The sequence below is a fragment of the Actinoplanes awajinensis subsp. mycoplanecinus genome, from assembly GCF_001509495.1.
GTDB classification, from domain to species: Bacteria; Actinomycetota; Actinomycetes; order Mycobacteriales; family Micromonosporaceae; genus Actinoplanes; species Actinoplanes palleronii.
The window spans coordinates 56,442-69,654 of record NZ_LLZH01000306.1 but is presented as its reverse complement, the minus strand read 5'-3'; the positions used below and the strand labels follow the sequence as shown (position 1 = coordinate 69,654).

Annotated in this window: 13 protein-coding genes and 1 tRNA gene; 8 read left to right on the top strand and 6 right to left on the bottom strand. The window is 70.0% G+C overall.

Going from position 1 to position 13,213, the window contains the following annotated elements; genetic code table 11:
* Position 1: 1 nt before the first annotated feature.
* A complete protein-coding gene (locus ADL15_RS55990) occupies positions 2 to 1,945 on the bottom strand; it encodes a class E sortase (protein ID WP_232344792.1) in 1,944 nt (647 codons plus the stop codon).
* Entirely contained in the window at positions 1,942 to 2,748 is an 807-nt protein-coding gene (locus ADL15_RS37830; protein ID WP_067701865.1) for a DUF881 domain-containing protein, read from the bottom strand. Before ADL15_RS37830 ends, ADL15_RS55990 begins: the two co-directional genes overlap by 4 nt.
* A gap of 196 nt (positions 2,749 to 2,944) precedes the next feature.
* Here ADL15_RS37830 and ADL15_RS37825 point away from each other — a divergent pair, with 196 nt between their 5' ends.
* Together ADL15_RS37825 and ADL15_RS37820 are read left to right on the top strand one after the other, a co-directional pair.
* The gene (locus tag ADL15_RS37825) at positions 2,945 to 3,208 is read left to right on the top strand and encodes a cell division protein CrgA (protein WP_067701862.1); all 264 of its coding nucleotides are present in this window, start codon (positions 2,945 to 2,947) and stop codon (positions 3,206 to 3,208) included.
* 179 nt (positions 3,209 to 3,387) lie between these two features.
* Positions 3,388 to 5,541, top strand: coding sequence for a (Fe-S)-binding protein (locus ADL15_RS37820; protein ID WP_067701859.1), 2,154 nt, complete (start codon positions 3,388 to 3,390; stop codon positions 5,539 to 5,541).
* 91 nt (positions 5,542 to 5,632) lie between these two features.
* On the opposite strand, the gene ADL15_RS37815 is transcribed toward ADL15_RS37820, so the two are convergent.
* Positions 5,633 to 6,298, bottom strand: a complete 666-nt coding sequence (locus ADL15_RS37815) for a GOLPH3/VPS74 family protein (protein WP_067701856.1) — start codon at positions 6,296 to 6,298, stop codon at positions 5,633 to 5,635.
* Between the two features lie 86 nt (positions 6,299 to 6,384).
* Between ADL15_RS37815 and ADL15_RS37810 the strand changes: the two genes are divergently transcribed.
* The 5 genes from ADL15_RS37810 to ADL15_RS37790 all read left to right on the top strand — a co-directional run bounded on the left by ADL15_RS37810 (position 6,385) and on the right by ADL15_RS37790 (position 11,052).
* On the top strand, positions 6,385 to 7,722 hold the full coding sequence (locus ADL15_RS37810; RefSeq protein ID WP_067701853.1) for a hemolysin family protein: 1,338 nt from the start codon (positions 6,385 to 6,387) through the stop codon (positions 7,720 to 7,722).
* The gene (locus ADL15_RS37805) at positions 7,715 to 8,758 is read left to right on the top strand and encodes a hemolysin family protein (RefSeq protein ID WP_067701850.1); all 1,044 of its coding nucleotides are present in this window, start codon (positions 7,715 to 7,717) and stop codon (positions 8,756 to 8,758) included. Before ADL15_RS37810 ends, ADL15_RS37805 begins: the two co-directional genes overlap by 8 nt.
* 207 nt (positions 8,759 to 8,965) lie before the next feature.
* A complete protein-coding gene (locus ADL15_RS37800; protein WP_232344791.1) occupies positions 8,966 to 9,748 on the top strand; it encodes a LamG domain-containing protein in 783 nt (260 codons plus the stop codon).
* 45 nt (positions 9,749 to 9,793) lie between these two features.
* Entirely contained in the window at positions 9,794 to 10,216 is a 423-nt protein-coding gene (locus tag ADL15_RS37795; RefSeq protein WP_067701844.1) for a PadR family transcriptional regulator, read from the top strand.
* Positions 10,213 to 11,052 (top strand): hypothetical protein, encoded by an 840-nt coding sequence (locus ADL15_RS37790; protein ID WP_067701841.1) that lies wholly within the window; start codon positions 10,213 to 10,215, stop codon positions 11,050 to 11,052. Before ADL15_RS37795 ends, ADL15_RS37790 begins: the two co-directional genes overlap by 4 nt.
* Positions 11,053 to 11,604: 552 nt before the next feature.
* Here ADL15_RS37790 and ADL15_RS37785 read toward each other — a convergent pair.
* Both ADL15_RS37785 and ADL15_RS37780 read right to left on the bottom strand, forming a co-directional pair.
* A tRNA-Gly gene (locus ADL15_RS37785) sits at positions 11,605 to 11,678 on the bottom strand.
* A 134-nt stretch (positions 11,679 to 11,812) separates the two neighbouring features.
* A complete protein-coding gene (locus tag ADL15_RS37780) occupies positions 11,813 to 12,319 on the bottom strand; it encodes a pyridoxamine 5'-phosphate oxidase family protein (protein WP_067701838.1) in 507 nt (168 codons plus the stop codon).
* Positions 12,320 to 12,423: 104 nt separating this feature from the next.
* Here ADL15_RS37780 and dcd point away from each other — a divergent pair, with 104 nt between their 5' ends.
* Positions 12,424 to 13,002, top strand: a complete 579-nt coding sequence (gene dcd, locus ADL15_RS37775) for a dCTP deaminase (protein WP_067702165.1) — start codon at positions 12,424 to 12,426, stop codon at positions 13,000 to 13,002.
* Here the strand turns inward: dcd and ADL15_RS53505 are convergent.
* A complete protein-coding gene (locus ADL15_RS53505) occupies positions 12,999 to 13,154 on the bottom strand; it encodes a hypothetical protein (protein ID WP_157441846.1) in 156 nt (51 codons plus the stop codon). The genes dcd and ADL15_RS53505 overlap by 4 nt on opposite strands.
* Positions 13,155 to 13,213 lie beyond the last annotated feature (59 nt).

The following is a 13,213-nucleotide window of genomic DNA, read 5'->3' as shown; positions in this document are numbered from 1 at the left end:
CTTATGCCTTCGTCTTCATCTCGGCCGGCATGCCGGCGTTCGGCTGGGTCTGGTCCCGCGGCACCGTCTTGACCAGCTCCGCGTGCACGATCAGCCGCTGGTAGTTGTTGAACTTCGGGTTGCAGGTGGTCAGCGTGAGCAGCGCCTTGGTCGGGGTGGCACCCGGCTCGTTCGGCACCGGCGCGACCACCTCGACCTGGTTCGGCACCACGACCTGCTGGTTGTAGACGTGGTAGACGTACCAGTTGTCGCGGGTCTCGACGCCGATCACGTCGCCGTCGGTCAGCTCGTCGATCCGCCAGAAGATCTTCTTGATCCGGTGGCCGGCCACCGAGAAGTTGCCGATCTGGCCGGGTTTGGCGGTCTCCGGGTAGTGGCCGGGGGCGTACTTGATGTCCTGCGGGCGGACACCGTCGACGACCACCCACTCCTTGTCGAGCTTCGGGATGTAGAGGCGGCCGACCAGGTTTTCCCCGGGCGCGGCCGGGCCCTTCGCCGTGGTCGAGCTCGGCGCGACGGTCGGATCGGCCCACGCCTGATCCAGCTCCGAGGCCAGATTGTCCTGTTCGGCCTGCACTGCGGCGGAATTGCCGAAAACTTCGTAGCCGGCGAACAACAGCACGATCAGACCGAAAGTGATCATCAGCTCGCCGGCGCCGCGGATGCCGGTCCGCAGCCGGGACGCCGGGGTCGGCCGGGTCAGCTCGGAGTAGACGCTCTTGTAGCCCTCGTCGGTCTGCTCCGGGCGGAGCTTGACCACCTTCTCACCGCGCTTGGGCGGCTCGGCGGGGTCCACCGGCTCGTCCGTCGCGTCGGCGGGTGCGGCCGGGATGCCGCTGACCGAGGCCGCGCCGAGGGTCGCTTCCGGCCCGGCGGCGTCGCGCGCCGCCTGCGCCGCCGCGCCCGGGGGCAGGGCGGTCAGCTTGCCGGGTAGCGGGGCACCCGGGGTCAGGGTCGGGAGCATGCCGGTGGGCGCGTCGACGGTCCGGATGATCTGGGTCCGGGACGGGTCCGGGTTGAGCACCGGCGCTTCGGCCGGCGGCTCGTTGGTGGCCCAGCGGGTGTTCGCCGACCCCATCGGCACGCCGCCCGCAGCGGCCATCGGGCGCGTGATGCTCCCGGAGGGCTCCCAGGGGGCACGGAAGGCCGGTTCGGGCGTCTGCGTGGCGCTCCGGGGCGTTTCCGGGGTGGTCAGGCTGCCGGCCTGCACCGTGCCGGCGTTCCAGGCGGCGTTCACCGGCAGCGCGAACGGAGCGGGAGCCGGAGCGGGAGCCGGAGTCGGAGTGGGAGTCGGCGCGGGGGCCGGCGCCGCGGCGGGGCTCAGCGGGCGGGTGGGCTCGGCGTTCCAGCTCGGAGCCATGGCCGGTGCGGCAGCCGGTGGCTCGACGGGCCGGGCGGCAGGTGCCCCGCTGATCGGGATCTGCTGGGTGTCGGCGGCTGCCGGGGGCGCCGGTGGCCGCACCGGGACGGGGGCCGGGGCTTCCGGTCGTACCGAAGAAATGGGGTTGGCGGTCTGGCCCTCAGCGGCCAGGCCGGCGAAGAAATCGAAACCCTCGGCGGCGGCCGGCGTGCTGGACGGCATCGCCCGGCGCCGGGCCGCGGCCGCTGCCGCGCTCACCGCGTCGAGATCGGGCGCTGCCGGCGCGTCGGCCTGAGCGGTCTGCGCGGCCTGGATGCGGCGCTGCGCGGACTCGTCGGGCGCGATGATCGCGGTATCCGCCGCGGGAGAGGCCTCGGCGCTGCGCGGTGGCCGCGTCGAACCGGCCGGAAGCGGGCTCACATTCGTGCCCAGGCCCACCGGCGGGGTCAGCGGCCCACCGGGCACGCCGTCCGGCGACGCGTCGCTCACCCGGGGGATGTACGCGGTGTTGGCCTCGGCATCCGGGGCGCGGTGCCGCCCCCGGCCGGCCGGGCTCCCCTGGAACTCCGCGGGCGTGCTCGTCACTGGGCAGCCTGCGCGGATCGGAGGTCGGTCGACCCGTCGTACGCCCGCACTGTCACGTCCTTTTCCATCTTCTCCGCGTAACCGAGCCCGAAGTCGGCGACGGCCTCGCGGAACCTTGTAACTCCTTCTGCGGACTCCAACGCACGATGCATCGCTGTGGGTTCGCCGATTGCTGTGATCTTGAATGGCGGGGAGAAGACCTGGCCGTGAAGGAGCAGCGTATTGCCGACACAGCGTACCGCGCTCGTGGAGATCACGCGGACATCCATGATCGTCATAGCTTCGGCCCCGCCGGCCCACATCGCGTTCACCACGGCCTGGACATCTCCCTGGTGAACGACCAGATCGTCGTTGTCCGGCGCGTTGTCGCCGAAGTCGGATCCGCGCCGCGGCGAGTCGTTCAGGCTGACCGTCAGGCCCGGGCCGCGCAGTGCGGTGAACCCGGCCGGCTGACGGACGGCGTCGGCTATCTCACGTGCCGCTTTCACCGGAGGCTCCACCTCGGCCAGTCGGGCGGTCTCCTGGTCGACCTCGCCACGCAAGGCGGCCTCACGTTTTTCGCTGGTGGCGAGGCGTTCCTTTTTGTCCGATATCAGTTGCGCCAGTTGGGGCCGCCGGTCGTCGCGCAGTGACGTACCGTCGGCGGTTGTCGCGGACGTGGTGAAGAGCAGGCCCGCCGCCAGCGCGATGAGCGGAACCCCGACGGACCACATCGTCCGGCGCCCGCCGCGATGCGGCGCAAGGCTGCCCGCGGCGCGCCGCAGAGCCAGTCGCCAGGAGGCGCCGCGACCGTTTTCAACCACGTCTCGTCCCCTTCAAAAAGCCGCCCGGCCGCCCTCGGGAGCCGACGCCGGGTTTTTTCTCGACCCGGTGGGTGCCTGTCTGTGCGCCGACTTGATTACGCTAGCTGGCGAACAGTATTCGCCACGGGCAGCATTCGGAGTCCCCGGAGCCGCTCACCGGTGGTTGTTCACCACTTGTTGCCCTCAGGAGAGTTCCGTGCCCAAATCGCAGGTCCGTAAGAAGAAGCTCTACACCGCGCCGTCGGACATCCGCCCAGCGGTGGCCGAAGCGTCCAAGAAGCCGAGTCCGACCTGGTTGCCGGCAACCGCGGTAATCCTGATCGTGGTCGGTATCGCCTGGCTGGTGATCTACTACCTGTCTTCCCAGGCATACCCGGTAGCGAGTTGGCGGTATTGGAACCTCGCGGTCGGTTTCGGTTGCATGGTGGCCTCGCTGGGCATCCTGTCCCGCTGGCGCTGAGGCGGCACGTCGCCGCTTACTGCCTAGACGGAACTTCGTCTAAACCAAGCGCACCCCCGCTCTGCGTGGGGTGCGCTTTCGGCTGAGGGGCCGCAAGTCCTTGACCTGCGGCCCGCACCGGCCTATTACTCATGGGTAACATAGGCTGGCGCCCAGCCGACCGAGGAGGCACAACGCACATGGGCTACGCGCAGATCATCGCCACCGTCTTAGCGGGGGCGGTCACGGTGGTGGCCGTTGTCCTGGCGGTACGAGCCGTTCTCACGATCACCTCGGTGATCCGCCAGGGACAACCCGACCCGGCCCGGTTCACCGAGCCGAAGACCCGGACCAAGACCCTGCTCAAGGAGTCGGTCGGGCACACCCGGATGCTCAAGTGGAGCGCCATCGGTGCGGCCCACTGGTTCGTGATGTTCTCCTTCATCATCCTGTCGTCGCTGGTCCTCGAGGCGTATTTCGAGGTGGTGACGCCGAAGGGTGAGTTGCCGATCATCGGCCACTGGGCGATCTTCGGCCTGGTCACCGAGTGGTTCGGGATCCTCGGCACGGTCGGCATCGTCTACCTGATCTTCGTGCGCCAGCGGCAGAAGCCGGGCGCGGTGAAGCGCAGCCGGTTCCTCGGCTCGACCATGTGGCAGGCGTACTTCGTCGAGTCGATCATCGTGGGCGTGCTGGTCTGCGGATTCCTGATCCGCGGCCTCAAGGTCGCCAACGACCACTTCCCCTACCCGGTCTGGGCCGCACCGCTCAGCCACGCCATCGGCGCCGGGCTGCCGGCCTGGGAGGACGGCCCCACCTGGGTCGCCCTGGTCAAGCTGCTCATCTCGATGGGCTGGCTGATCACCATCTCGCTGAACCCGACGATGGGCGTGGCCTGGCACCGCTTCCTGGCGTTCTTCAACATCTACTTCAAGCGCAGCCCGGAGAAGCCGGCCGGTTCCGGCCTCGGCGCGCTGAAGCCGATGATGAGCAACGGCAAGCCGCTCGACTTCGAGGAGGCCGACCCGGAGAAGGACCTCTTCGGCGTCGCCCAGGTCGAGCAGTTCACCTGGAAGGGCCTGCTCGACTTCTCCACCTGCACCGAGTGCGGCCGCTGCCAGTCGCAGTGCCCGGCGTGGAACACCGCCAAGCCGCTCTCCCCGAAGCTCATGATCCTGTCGCTGCGCGACCACGCGTACGCCAAGGCGCCGTACCTGCTGGGCGGCGGCGGCAAGGACCTGACCGGCGAGGAGAAGGCCACCGAGGCCCAGCTCGCGCACATGGACGTGCTGGCGCTCGCCGAGGGCAACCGCCCGCTGATCGGCACCGCCGAGGACATGGGCGTCATCGACCCGGACGTGCTCTGGTCGTGCACCACCTGCGGCGCCTGCGTCGAGCAGTGCCCGGTCGACATCGAGCACATCGACCACATCGTCGACATGCGGCGCTACCAGGTGCTCATCGAGTCGAGCTTCCCCTCCGAGGCCGGCGTGATGCTGCGCAACCTGGAGAACAAGGGCAACCCGTGGGGCGCTCCGCAGAACACCCGCGAGGACTGGACCAAGGGCCTGGACTTCGAGGTGCCCAAGGTCGGCGAGGTCGAGGACTTCGACTACCTGTTCTGGGTCGGCTGCGCCGGCGCGTTCGAGGACCGGGCCAAGAAGACCACCCGCGCGGTGGCCACGCTGCTGCACGAGGCCGGCGTCAAGTACGCGATCCTCGGCGAGGGCGAGACCTGCACCGGTGACCCGGCGCGGCGGATCGGCAACGAGTTCATCTTCCAGATGCTGGCCCAGCAGAACGTCGAGACCCTGACCGAGGCGTTCGGCGAGAAGAAGTCCAAGAAGATCGTCGCCACCTGCCCGCACTGCTTCAACACCCTGGGCAACGAGTACGAGCAGCTCGGCCTCGAGGTCGAGGTGGTGCACCACACCCAGCTGCTGGCGCACCTGGTCGCCACCGGCAAGCTCACCCCGGTCCAGCCGGTCGACGGCGGCGTCACCTACCACGACCCCTGCTACCTGGGCCGGCACAACCGGGTCTTCGACGCGCCGCGCGAGCTGCTGGGCTCGTCGATCGTGGGCGAGATCCAGGAGATGCCGCGCAACCAGGAACGGTCCTTCTGCTGCGGCGCCGGTGGCGCCCGGATGTGGATGGAGGAGCGGATCGGCAAGCGGATCAACGTGGAGCGCACCGAGGAGGCCCTGGCCACCGGCGCGAAGACGATCGCCGTGGGCTGCCCGTTCTGCTACACGATGATCGGCGACGGGGTGACCGGTAAGGGTCAGCAGGACGAGGTCGAGGTGGTCGACGTCGCCACCGTGCTGCTGCGCTCGCTCAAGCAGGAAGCCTGATCTCTTCGTGAGGAACGGCCGGCCTTCCTAGGCCGGCCGTTTTTCTGTCCGGACCCTGTCGCTCTTCTGTCCGGACCCGGTCGCGGCTTTTCTATCCGGACCCGGTCGCGGCTGCGGTGGTCGCGGCGATCGCGCCGGCCATCACCGCGGTCTGCACGTCCTGGATCGCCCGCTTGACCGCGGCCGAGGCCCAGTCGCCCTCGCTGATCTCTTTCAGTCGCGCGGTGACCCGCCGCCGGTCCAGGTCCGCGAACACCTTGCGGTTCATGTCGGTCGCGGAGACCAACGAGCACAGAGCAGCGGTACGGGCGTCGACCGCCCCGGTCGTGGTCACCGCCGTCCGCATCCGCTGCCGGGCGTCGGTCTCGGCGGTCGGCTCGGCCCCGTGCGCGGCGGGATATGTCGTCTTCGGGAAGATCCAGAGAACAGTGCCGTGCTCGACCCGCAAAATTTCCCGCAAAACCAGGTGATCCAGGACACGTTGCCGTGTGCCTTTTGCGAACTTTCCGACCCAATAACCGGGCTTGCGGGCGCGCGAATCGTCCCGGATCCGGGCCAGCGCGTCGTCCACGAGTGGGTCGCCGGTCGGGCTCGGGTCGATCACCACGACGGCCTTGCCGACCACGTCGATCCGGCCGCTCAGCGTCAGTTCCAGCAACAACGCGCCGCCGAGCCCGTAGTCCAGACGGGTGCCGTCGTGAATCTTCCGGCCCTCGTCGTCGTACGCCAGGAGCAGGAGCTCTCCGAGGAGGTTCATGGTTCGACGTTAGTTCGGGCTGTCATCCACAGGGTTAGTGCCGAATGGTTCCGGTCCGGCAGAATGAGGTCCGAGGTGAAGCGATCATGGACGGCCTGCTCCTGACCGCGGTGCTCCCGCTGGTGGCTTTCGCGCTGCTGACGGTGGGCAACGCGTTTTTTGTGGCTGCCGAGTTCGGGCTGGTGACCGTCGATCGCGCGGAGATCGACAAGCGCGCCGCCGCGGGTGACCGCCGGGCCGGCACGGTCCGCAGAGCGCTGCACGCACTCTCCTTCCAGCTCTCCGGCGCCCAATTCGGCATCACCGTGACCGCGCTGCTCACCGGCCGGCTGGCCGAGCCGGCGCTGTCCCGGATCACCACGCCGCTGGTGGAGCCGCTGGCCGGTTCGGCCACCGAGACCGTGACGAGCGTGCTGGCGCTGGTGCTGGCGACCCTGGTCTCGATGCTCTTCGGCGAGCTGGTGCCGAAGAACGCGGCGCTGGCCCGGCCGATGGGCATCGCGCTGGTCACCGCGGGCCCGTTGCGCGGGTTCTCGACGCTCTTCAAGTGGATGATCGCCGCGCTGAACGGGACGGCCAACTGGCTGGTCCGCCGGATCGGCATCGAGCCGCAGGAGGAGCTGGCCAGCGCCCGCTCGCCCGAGGAGCTGGGCCTGCTGGCCGCGATCAGCGCCCGGGCCGGCGCGCTGCCGTCGGAGACCGCGACGCTGATGCGCCGCACCATCCGGTTCGGCGAGAAGCGCGCGGCCAAGGCGATGACCCCGCGGGTCGACGTGGTCGGGCTGAAGACCACGGCCAGCGTCGCCGACCTGATCACGGTGGCCCGGGAGACCGGGCACACCCGCTTCCCGGTCTACGAGAACACCCTCGACGTGGTGACCGGCGTGGCCGGGGTCAACGACGCGCTGGGCGTGCCGCCGGAGCGCCGGGCCACCACTAAGGTCTCCGCGCTGGCCCGCGAGGCGGTGCTGGTGCCGGAGAGCCTGAGCCTGGACAAGGTGCTGGCCGCGCTCCGGGCCGCCGACGCCGACCTGGCGATCGTGGTGGACGAGTACGGCGGCACCGACGGCGTGGTCACCGTCGAGGACCTGATCGAGGAACTGGTCGGTGAGATCGCCGACGAGTACGACACCGAGCTCGACGAGACCGGCACGGCCGAGCTGACCGCGCCGGGCGGCGAGAAGACGTTCCTGGTCGACGGCCTCCTGCGGGAGGACGAAGTGCTCGAGCAGACCGGTTTCGCGCTGCCCGAGGGGCCGTACGAGACGCTTGCCGGTTTCCTGCTCGCCCGGCTCGGCCACATTCCGGTGGTCGGCGAGTCCCTGGAGGAAGACGGGTGGGACTTCACCGTGATGGAGGTCGACCGGCACCGGATCGAACAGGTCCGCGTCGTCGCGCCGCCGGAGGACCCGTCCGATGACTAACCTGATCATCACCGTGGTGTTGCTGCTCGGCAACGGGCTCTTCGTCGGCGGTGAGTTCGCGCTGATCGCCTCCCGGCGGACGGCGCTCGAGCCGCTGGCGGCCACGTCCCAGGCGGCCCGCTGGGCGCTCTCCGCGATGAACCAGATCCCGCTCATGATCGCCGGTGCCCAGCTCGGCATCACGATCTGCTCGCTGGCGCTCGGCGCGATCGCCGAGCCGGCCCTGGCGCACCTGCTGGAGGACCCGTTCCACGCGATCGGGATGCCGGAGAACGCGGTGCACCCGGTCGCGTTCGTACTGGCCCTGACCGTGGTGGTCTTCCTGCACACGGTGGTCGGCGAGATGGTGCCGAAGAACATCACGCTGGCCGGCCCGGAACGCTCCGCGCTCATCCTGGGCCCGTTCATGCTGGCCTTCTGCACCGCCACCAAGCCGCTGCTGATCGCGATGCGCTGGGCGTCCCGGATGGTCCTGAAGCTGTGGAAGATCGAGGCGACCGACTCGGTCAAGACCGTCTTCACCGCCGAGGAGCTGGCCGGCATGGTCACCCAGGCGCGCAGCGAGGGCCTGCTCGGCTCGGAGCAGTACGCCCGGATCCACGCCGCGCTCGGGCTGAACAGCCGGACCGCGGCCGACACCCTGCTGCCCTGGTCGCGGGTGACCACGGTGGCCGCGGACGTGTCACCGGCGACGCTGGAGACGGTGGCCACCCGCAGCGGCCGCTCGCGTTTCCCGGTGGTGCAGCGGGACACCCGGCGGGTGCTGGGCTTCGTCCACGTCAAGGACGTCCTGGGTTATGCCGGTGCCCAGCGCCGGCTGCCGATGCCGGCCGAGGTGATCCGGCCCCTCGCCGTGGTGTCGCCGGATCGCAGCCTGGCCGACCTGCTGCTCACCATGCGCCGGGACCGGCTGCACATCGTGCTGGTCAGCGACGGCCGCCGACCGCTCGGAGTGATCACGCTGGATGACGTGCTGCACGCCGTGATCGGCGAACCGGCCGGCGCGGCGCACCCGGTGGCGGCCCGTCCGCGCTGAAGCGGCATCGATTCGTGAGTGATCGCGGCGGGACCTTTCAGGTTCGGCATTTCGGGCGAACGCGTACGGGTGGTCTTTTCGGTGTCCGGAGTTTCGGCACGAGGGCGAACTGGCAATGCGGACAATAACCCCATGTTTCCCTCCCGGCGGTGTGCCGTTCCGGTCGGTGCCCTGTCAGCGACCCTGGTTCTGGGCAGCCTGTTCCTTGTGACCCCCCGGTCCGTCAGCACACCCACCGACGTCCGGCCCGCCTACCACCTCGTCCCACCGCCCTCGGCAGGCGTGCTCCCCAACACCACACGGTTCCCGGCACCTGCCGATCTGAGCCGGGTCCAGACGGCCAGCGCCCCGGTGACCCTGCGCTACGACTTCGACGGCGGGGTCGGCAAGCCGATCGAGGACGCCGGCGGGGGCCACGAGCTGCGGCCGCTCGGGCAGAACGGCGGGGCGCTCCGGCTCGTGCCGCAGGGCGCCGGGCTGGCCGTGGCGTATCCGGACCGGTGCACCCTGACCCGGGAGCGGGACTGCCCGCGGGCGATCCTCGAAGGCCGGCGCGACGACAGCCTCAACCCGGGCCGCCGGACGCTGCGCTACGGCGCGTCGGTCCGGATGACCCAGGGCGACCTCGCGGACGGCGCGAACGTGGTGCAGAAGGGCTACTCGGTCGGCGGAGTCAGTCAGTTCAAGCTGCAGGTCGATCACCGGCAGGGGCATCCGAGCTGCGTGATCGCCGGTCAGCGGGCGGTCATCTACCGTGCCGAACCGCGGATCGACGTGGCCGACGGCACCTGGCACGACCTGGAGTGCAACCGCACCGAGAACCGGCTGACGATGCTGGTGGACGGAGTGCCGCGGGCGTCCGTGACGGTGCCGCCGGCGCTGTCGGTCGCGAACGCCGAACCGCTGCGAGTCGGCGGCAAGGGCCCGGCGCGCGGCAACGACCAGTTCGCCGGTGAGATCGACAACGTGTTCCTGGACATCGGCGCATAGGTAGTCGGATTACATATGTAGTTGAGTTACGTATAGAGTCCGGGCATGACGAATCCCATGCGGGAGCCGACGTACTTCATCCTGGCCGCGCTGCAGGACGAGCCGCTGCACGGCTACGCGATCATCAAGCGGGCCGGCGAGCTGTCGCACGGCCGGGTCAAGCCGGCCACCGGGACCCTCTACACCGCCCTCGAACGCCTCGCCGGCGAGGGTTTTGTGCGGGTGGTCAAGGAGGAGACGGTGAACGGCCGGGTCCGCCGCTACTACGCGCTCACCGACGACGGGCTGGCCGCCCTGCGCTTCGAGGCGGTCCGGCTGGCCGAGGCCGCCAGTGTCGTCACGGCCTGGTCCCTGCGCGTCGCGGGCGGTCCGGCCTCCACCCCGCGCGTCGCGGGTGGTCCGGCCTCGGCCCCGCGCGTCGCGGGTGGCTCGGCTTTCACCCCGCGCGTCGCGGGCGGTCCGGCGTGACCGCCCCGCTGGAGTTGACCTACGGCCGGCTGCTGCGCCTTTACCCGGCCGACTTCCGCCGGGAGCGTGGCACCGAGGTGCTGGACACGCTGCTCGAGATGGCCGACGACAGCGGCCGCTCCCGGCCGGCGCCCCGCGAGGTGCTCGCGCTGGTGGTCAGCGCGCTGCGGATGCGCGCGGGCCGCCCACCGGGTGCCACGACCCGGCAGAGCTGGCTGACCGCGATCCGGGTCGGCGCGTTGCTGCTGATCGTCCACGGTGTCGCCGGAGTTCTCGTCGACCGCGCGTTCAACGGGCAGTACTGGATCCTCTGGCAGCCGTGGCTGGTCACCCAGGCCGGCCCGATCCTGGGCCTGATCGCGCTGGTGCTCGTCTTGCGCAGGTGGCACCTGGCCGCTGCCGTCGTGTTGCTTCCGGCCGCCTTCGCCGGCGTTTGGGATTTCTTCGGGGCGGCAGTCCTGCTGGGGTTCCTGGTCGGTCGCCGACCGCTGCCCGCCAAAGGCCTTCTTCGGTACGCACCGATCGCCCCGTTACTGCTCGCCCTCGGTGACCAGCTCCTGGGCTCGGCGTTCCCGGAGGTCTCCGGCATCCTCCGGTTCGGCCTGCTGATGGCCCTGGCCGCCGCCGGTCTGATCTGGCTGGTGGTGGACGAGCGGGTCGCGCTGGCACTCGGCCTGCTGTACCTGAACAGCCTGGTGGTCGAGCTGGGCTACGCCATGTCCTGGGGCGTGCAGAGCTACAGCGCGCTGGCCCTGGGACTCTGCATCACGGCTCTGCCCCCAGCCCTGCTCCTGGGCCTGGGCACCGAAACCGCCCGCCGCCAGTCAAGGCTCTGACCCTTCACGGATAGCCCGGCGGCACGGCCATGACCGCGCCGCCGGTCTGCTACCCATCAGTCCCGCGAGACCTCCGAGGGAGGCCTACATGATCGCTGACCGCGGGCAGTTCCCCAAGCGAACGCCCACTTGGTAGCGCGACAGCCGCAGTGGACCTCTCCTACCCCCGTGCCATGAATGCGCGGTCTGCACGGCGTGCGGTGCTTTTAGGAGCGGCCGGGTTGGTGGTGGTGATCGGTGGCGCAGCCTTCGACTGGCTAGGGAACCAGGAACAGCGGCAGGAGAGCACCTGTCGGCTGCTCTAGGGCACCGGGACCGACCGATTCTGCCTACCAAGGGGTTCAGGTCTGGCGATCAGTGTTGCTGAGTTGCGCTCCCGCCCGGGCCTGTAGCCCGACCCGAGGACGCGGCGAAGCGAAGCTTCGGAGGTGAGCGAACCGGAACGGACCCCGCCGCCGGGACCACCGTAACGCGGGGTCTGGGGGCTCGGCCCCCAGGGGAAATGCGAGAAGGCCCCGGTCCGCGCTATCCGCGGACACAGGGCCCCTGCCTTGGAGCGGGTGACGGGAATCGAACCCGCGCTGTCAGCTTGGGAAGCTGATGTTCTGCCATTGAACTACACCCGCAAGCGGCCTCACTGTACCTGATTATCCGGGTCGGTGACGGGGGCACCCCGCAATGTGGTCACCCGGGGGCGGCCCGGATCGCCCGGCGGCTTCGGGCGGGTGATCCGGGCCGGTGGGCTTGCGGAGGACGGTGGTCAGCCGGCCATGGCCAGGCGGCGGGAGGGTGTGCGGGTGGCTCGCCAGGACTGGGCGATGGTGATCGGGAGTGGGGCGGCGGCCAGGGGCAGGGCGCCGGCCGGGCCGTGCTGGCGGAGCGTGGCGGACTCGATGTGCAGCTCGAAGAGGCGCCAGTCGACGTCGGGGGAGGCGCGCAGGGCACCGGCGATGGCGGTGATGGTCTGCGGGTCGCGGACCGGGAGGGCCTGGCCGGTCAGGTAGGCCTCGTCGTCGCACTCCTCCGGCGGGTACGAGTGCAGCGCGTAGCGCGGGTCGCGTTCCAGGTCGCGGCGTTTCGGGGAGTTGACCAGGAAGCAATACAGCCCGGCGTCGGTGAAGACCGGGGAGACGGGGTGCACTCGTGGGCCGCCGTCGGGGCGGAGGGTGGCGAGGTAGCCCATGCCGGGGCCGTACTGCTGCAGGAGCGCACGGATGCCGGCGGCGAGCGACGGCTCGGCGGCGGCGAATTCGGACCAGGAAGCCATGCGGGCAGTCTATCGAACATACGTTCGAGGCGGCCAGTGAACACGCCGATCGGGTGACGTCGGCCCGGTCCGGGAGCCGTTATCAGGCGAAGTATGGTGTTCCGATGCTGCTCTCCGACCGTGACCTGGTTTCCGCGATCAAAAGTGGGGATCTCTCGCTGGAGCCGTTCGAGCCGTCGCTCATGCAGCCGTCCAGCATCGATGTCCGGTTGGACCGGTTCTTCCGGGTCTTCAACAACCACCTCTACACCCACATCGACCCGGCGGAGCAGCAGGACGAGCTCACCGCGGAGGTCGAGGTCGAGGACGGGCAGCCGTTCGTGCTGCACCCGGGTGAGTTCGTGCTGGCGTCCACGCTCGAGGTGATCGGCCTCGGTGACCAGCTCGCGGCGCGGCTGGAGGGCAAGAGCAGCCTGGGCCGGCTCGGCCTGATGACCCACTCCACGGCCGGCTTCATCGACCCGGGCTTCTCCGGTCACGTCACGTTGGAGCTCTCCAACGTGGCCAACCTGCCGATCAAGCTCTGGCCGGGGATGAAGATCGGGCAGCTGTGCATCTTCCGGCTGTCCAGCCCGGCCGAGCACCCGTACGGTTCGGCCGTCTACGGCTCGCGCTACCAGGGTCAGCGCGGCCCGACGGCGAGCCGCTCGGCGCTGAACTTCCGGACCTGGCCGACCCGCTAGCGCCGGGTGCCGAGGTTGAGCAGCACCATCGGCACCACCACGGCGACCAGCGTCCCGGCGATCAGCAGCCAGGGCTGGAACTCACCGGTGAGGAACTGGACCAGCGCGGTGATCGCCAGCAACACCCAGCCGGCGACACGCGCGGCCATCATCGCCGTACGAAAGTGGTGTCCTGCCGCGGGAACTGCGGTGGCCTGAGGCTGCATGTCTG

Bases quoted from the DNA above. Each gene is read 5' to 3' on its own strand.
- ADL15_RS37820 (WP_067701859.1), top strand. From the start codon at position 3,388: ATGGGCTACGCGCAGATCATCGCCACCGTCTTAGCGGGGGCGGTCACG.
- ADL15_RS37815 (WP_067701856.1), bottom strand. From the start codon at position 6,298: ATGAACCTCCTCGGAGAGCTCCTGCTCCTGGCGTACGACGACGAGGGC.
- ADL15_RS37810 (WP_067701853.1), top strand. From the start codon at position 6,385: ATGGACGGCCTGCTCCTGACCGCGGTGCTCCCGCTGGTGGCTTTCGCG.
- ADL15_RS37805 (WP_067701850.1), top strand. From the start codon at position 7,715: ATGACTAACCTGATCATCACCGTGGTGTTGCTGCTCGGCAACGGGCTC.
- ADL15_RS37795 (WP_067701844.1), top strand. From the start codon at position 9,794: ATGACGAATCCCATGCGGGAGCCGACGTACTTCATCCTGGCCGCGCTG.
- ADL15_RS37780 (WP_067701838.1), bottom strand. From the start codon at position 12,319: ATGGCTTCCTGGTCCGAATTCGCCGCCGCCGAGCCGTCGCTCGCCGCC.
- dcd (WP_067702165.1), top strand. From the start codon at position 12,424: ATGCTGCTCTCCGACCGTGACCTGGTTTCCGCGATCAAAAGTGGGGAT.
- ADL15_RS53505 (WP_157441846.1), bottom strand. From the start codon at position 13,154: ATGATGGCCGCGCGTGTCGCCGGCTGGGTGTTGCTGGCGATCACCGCG.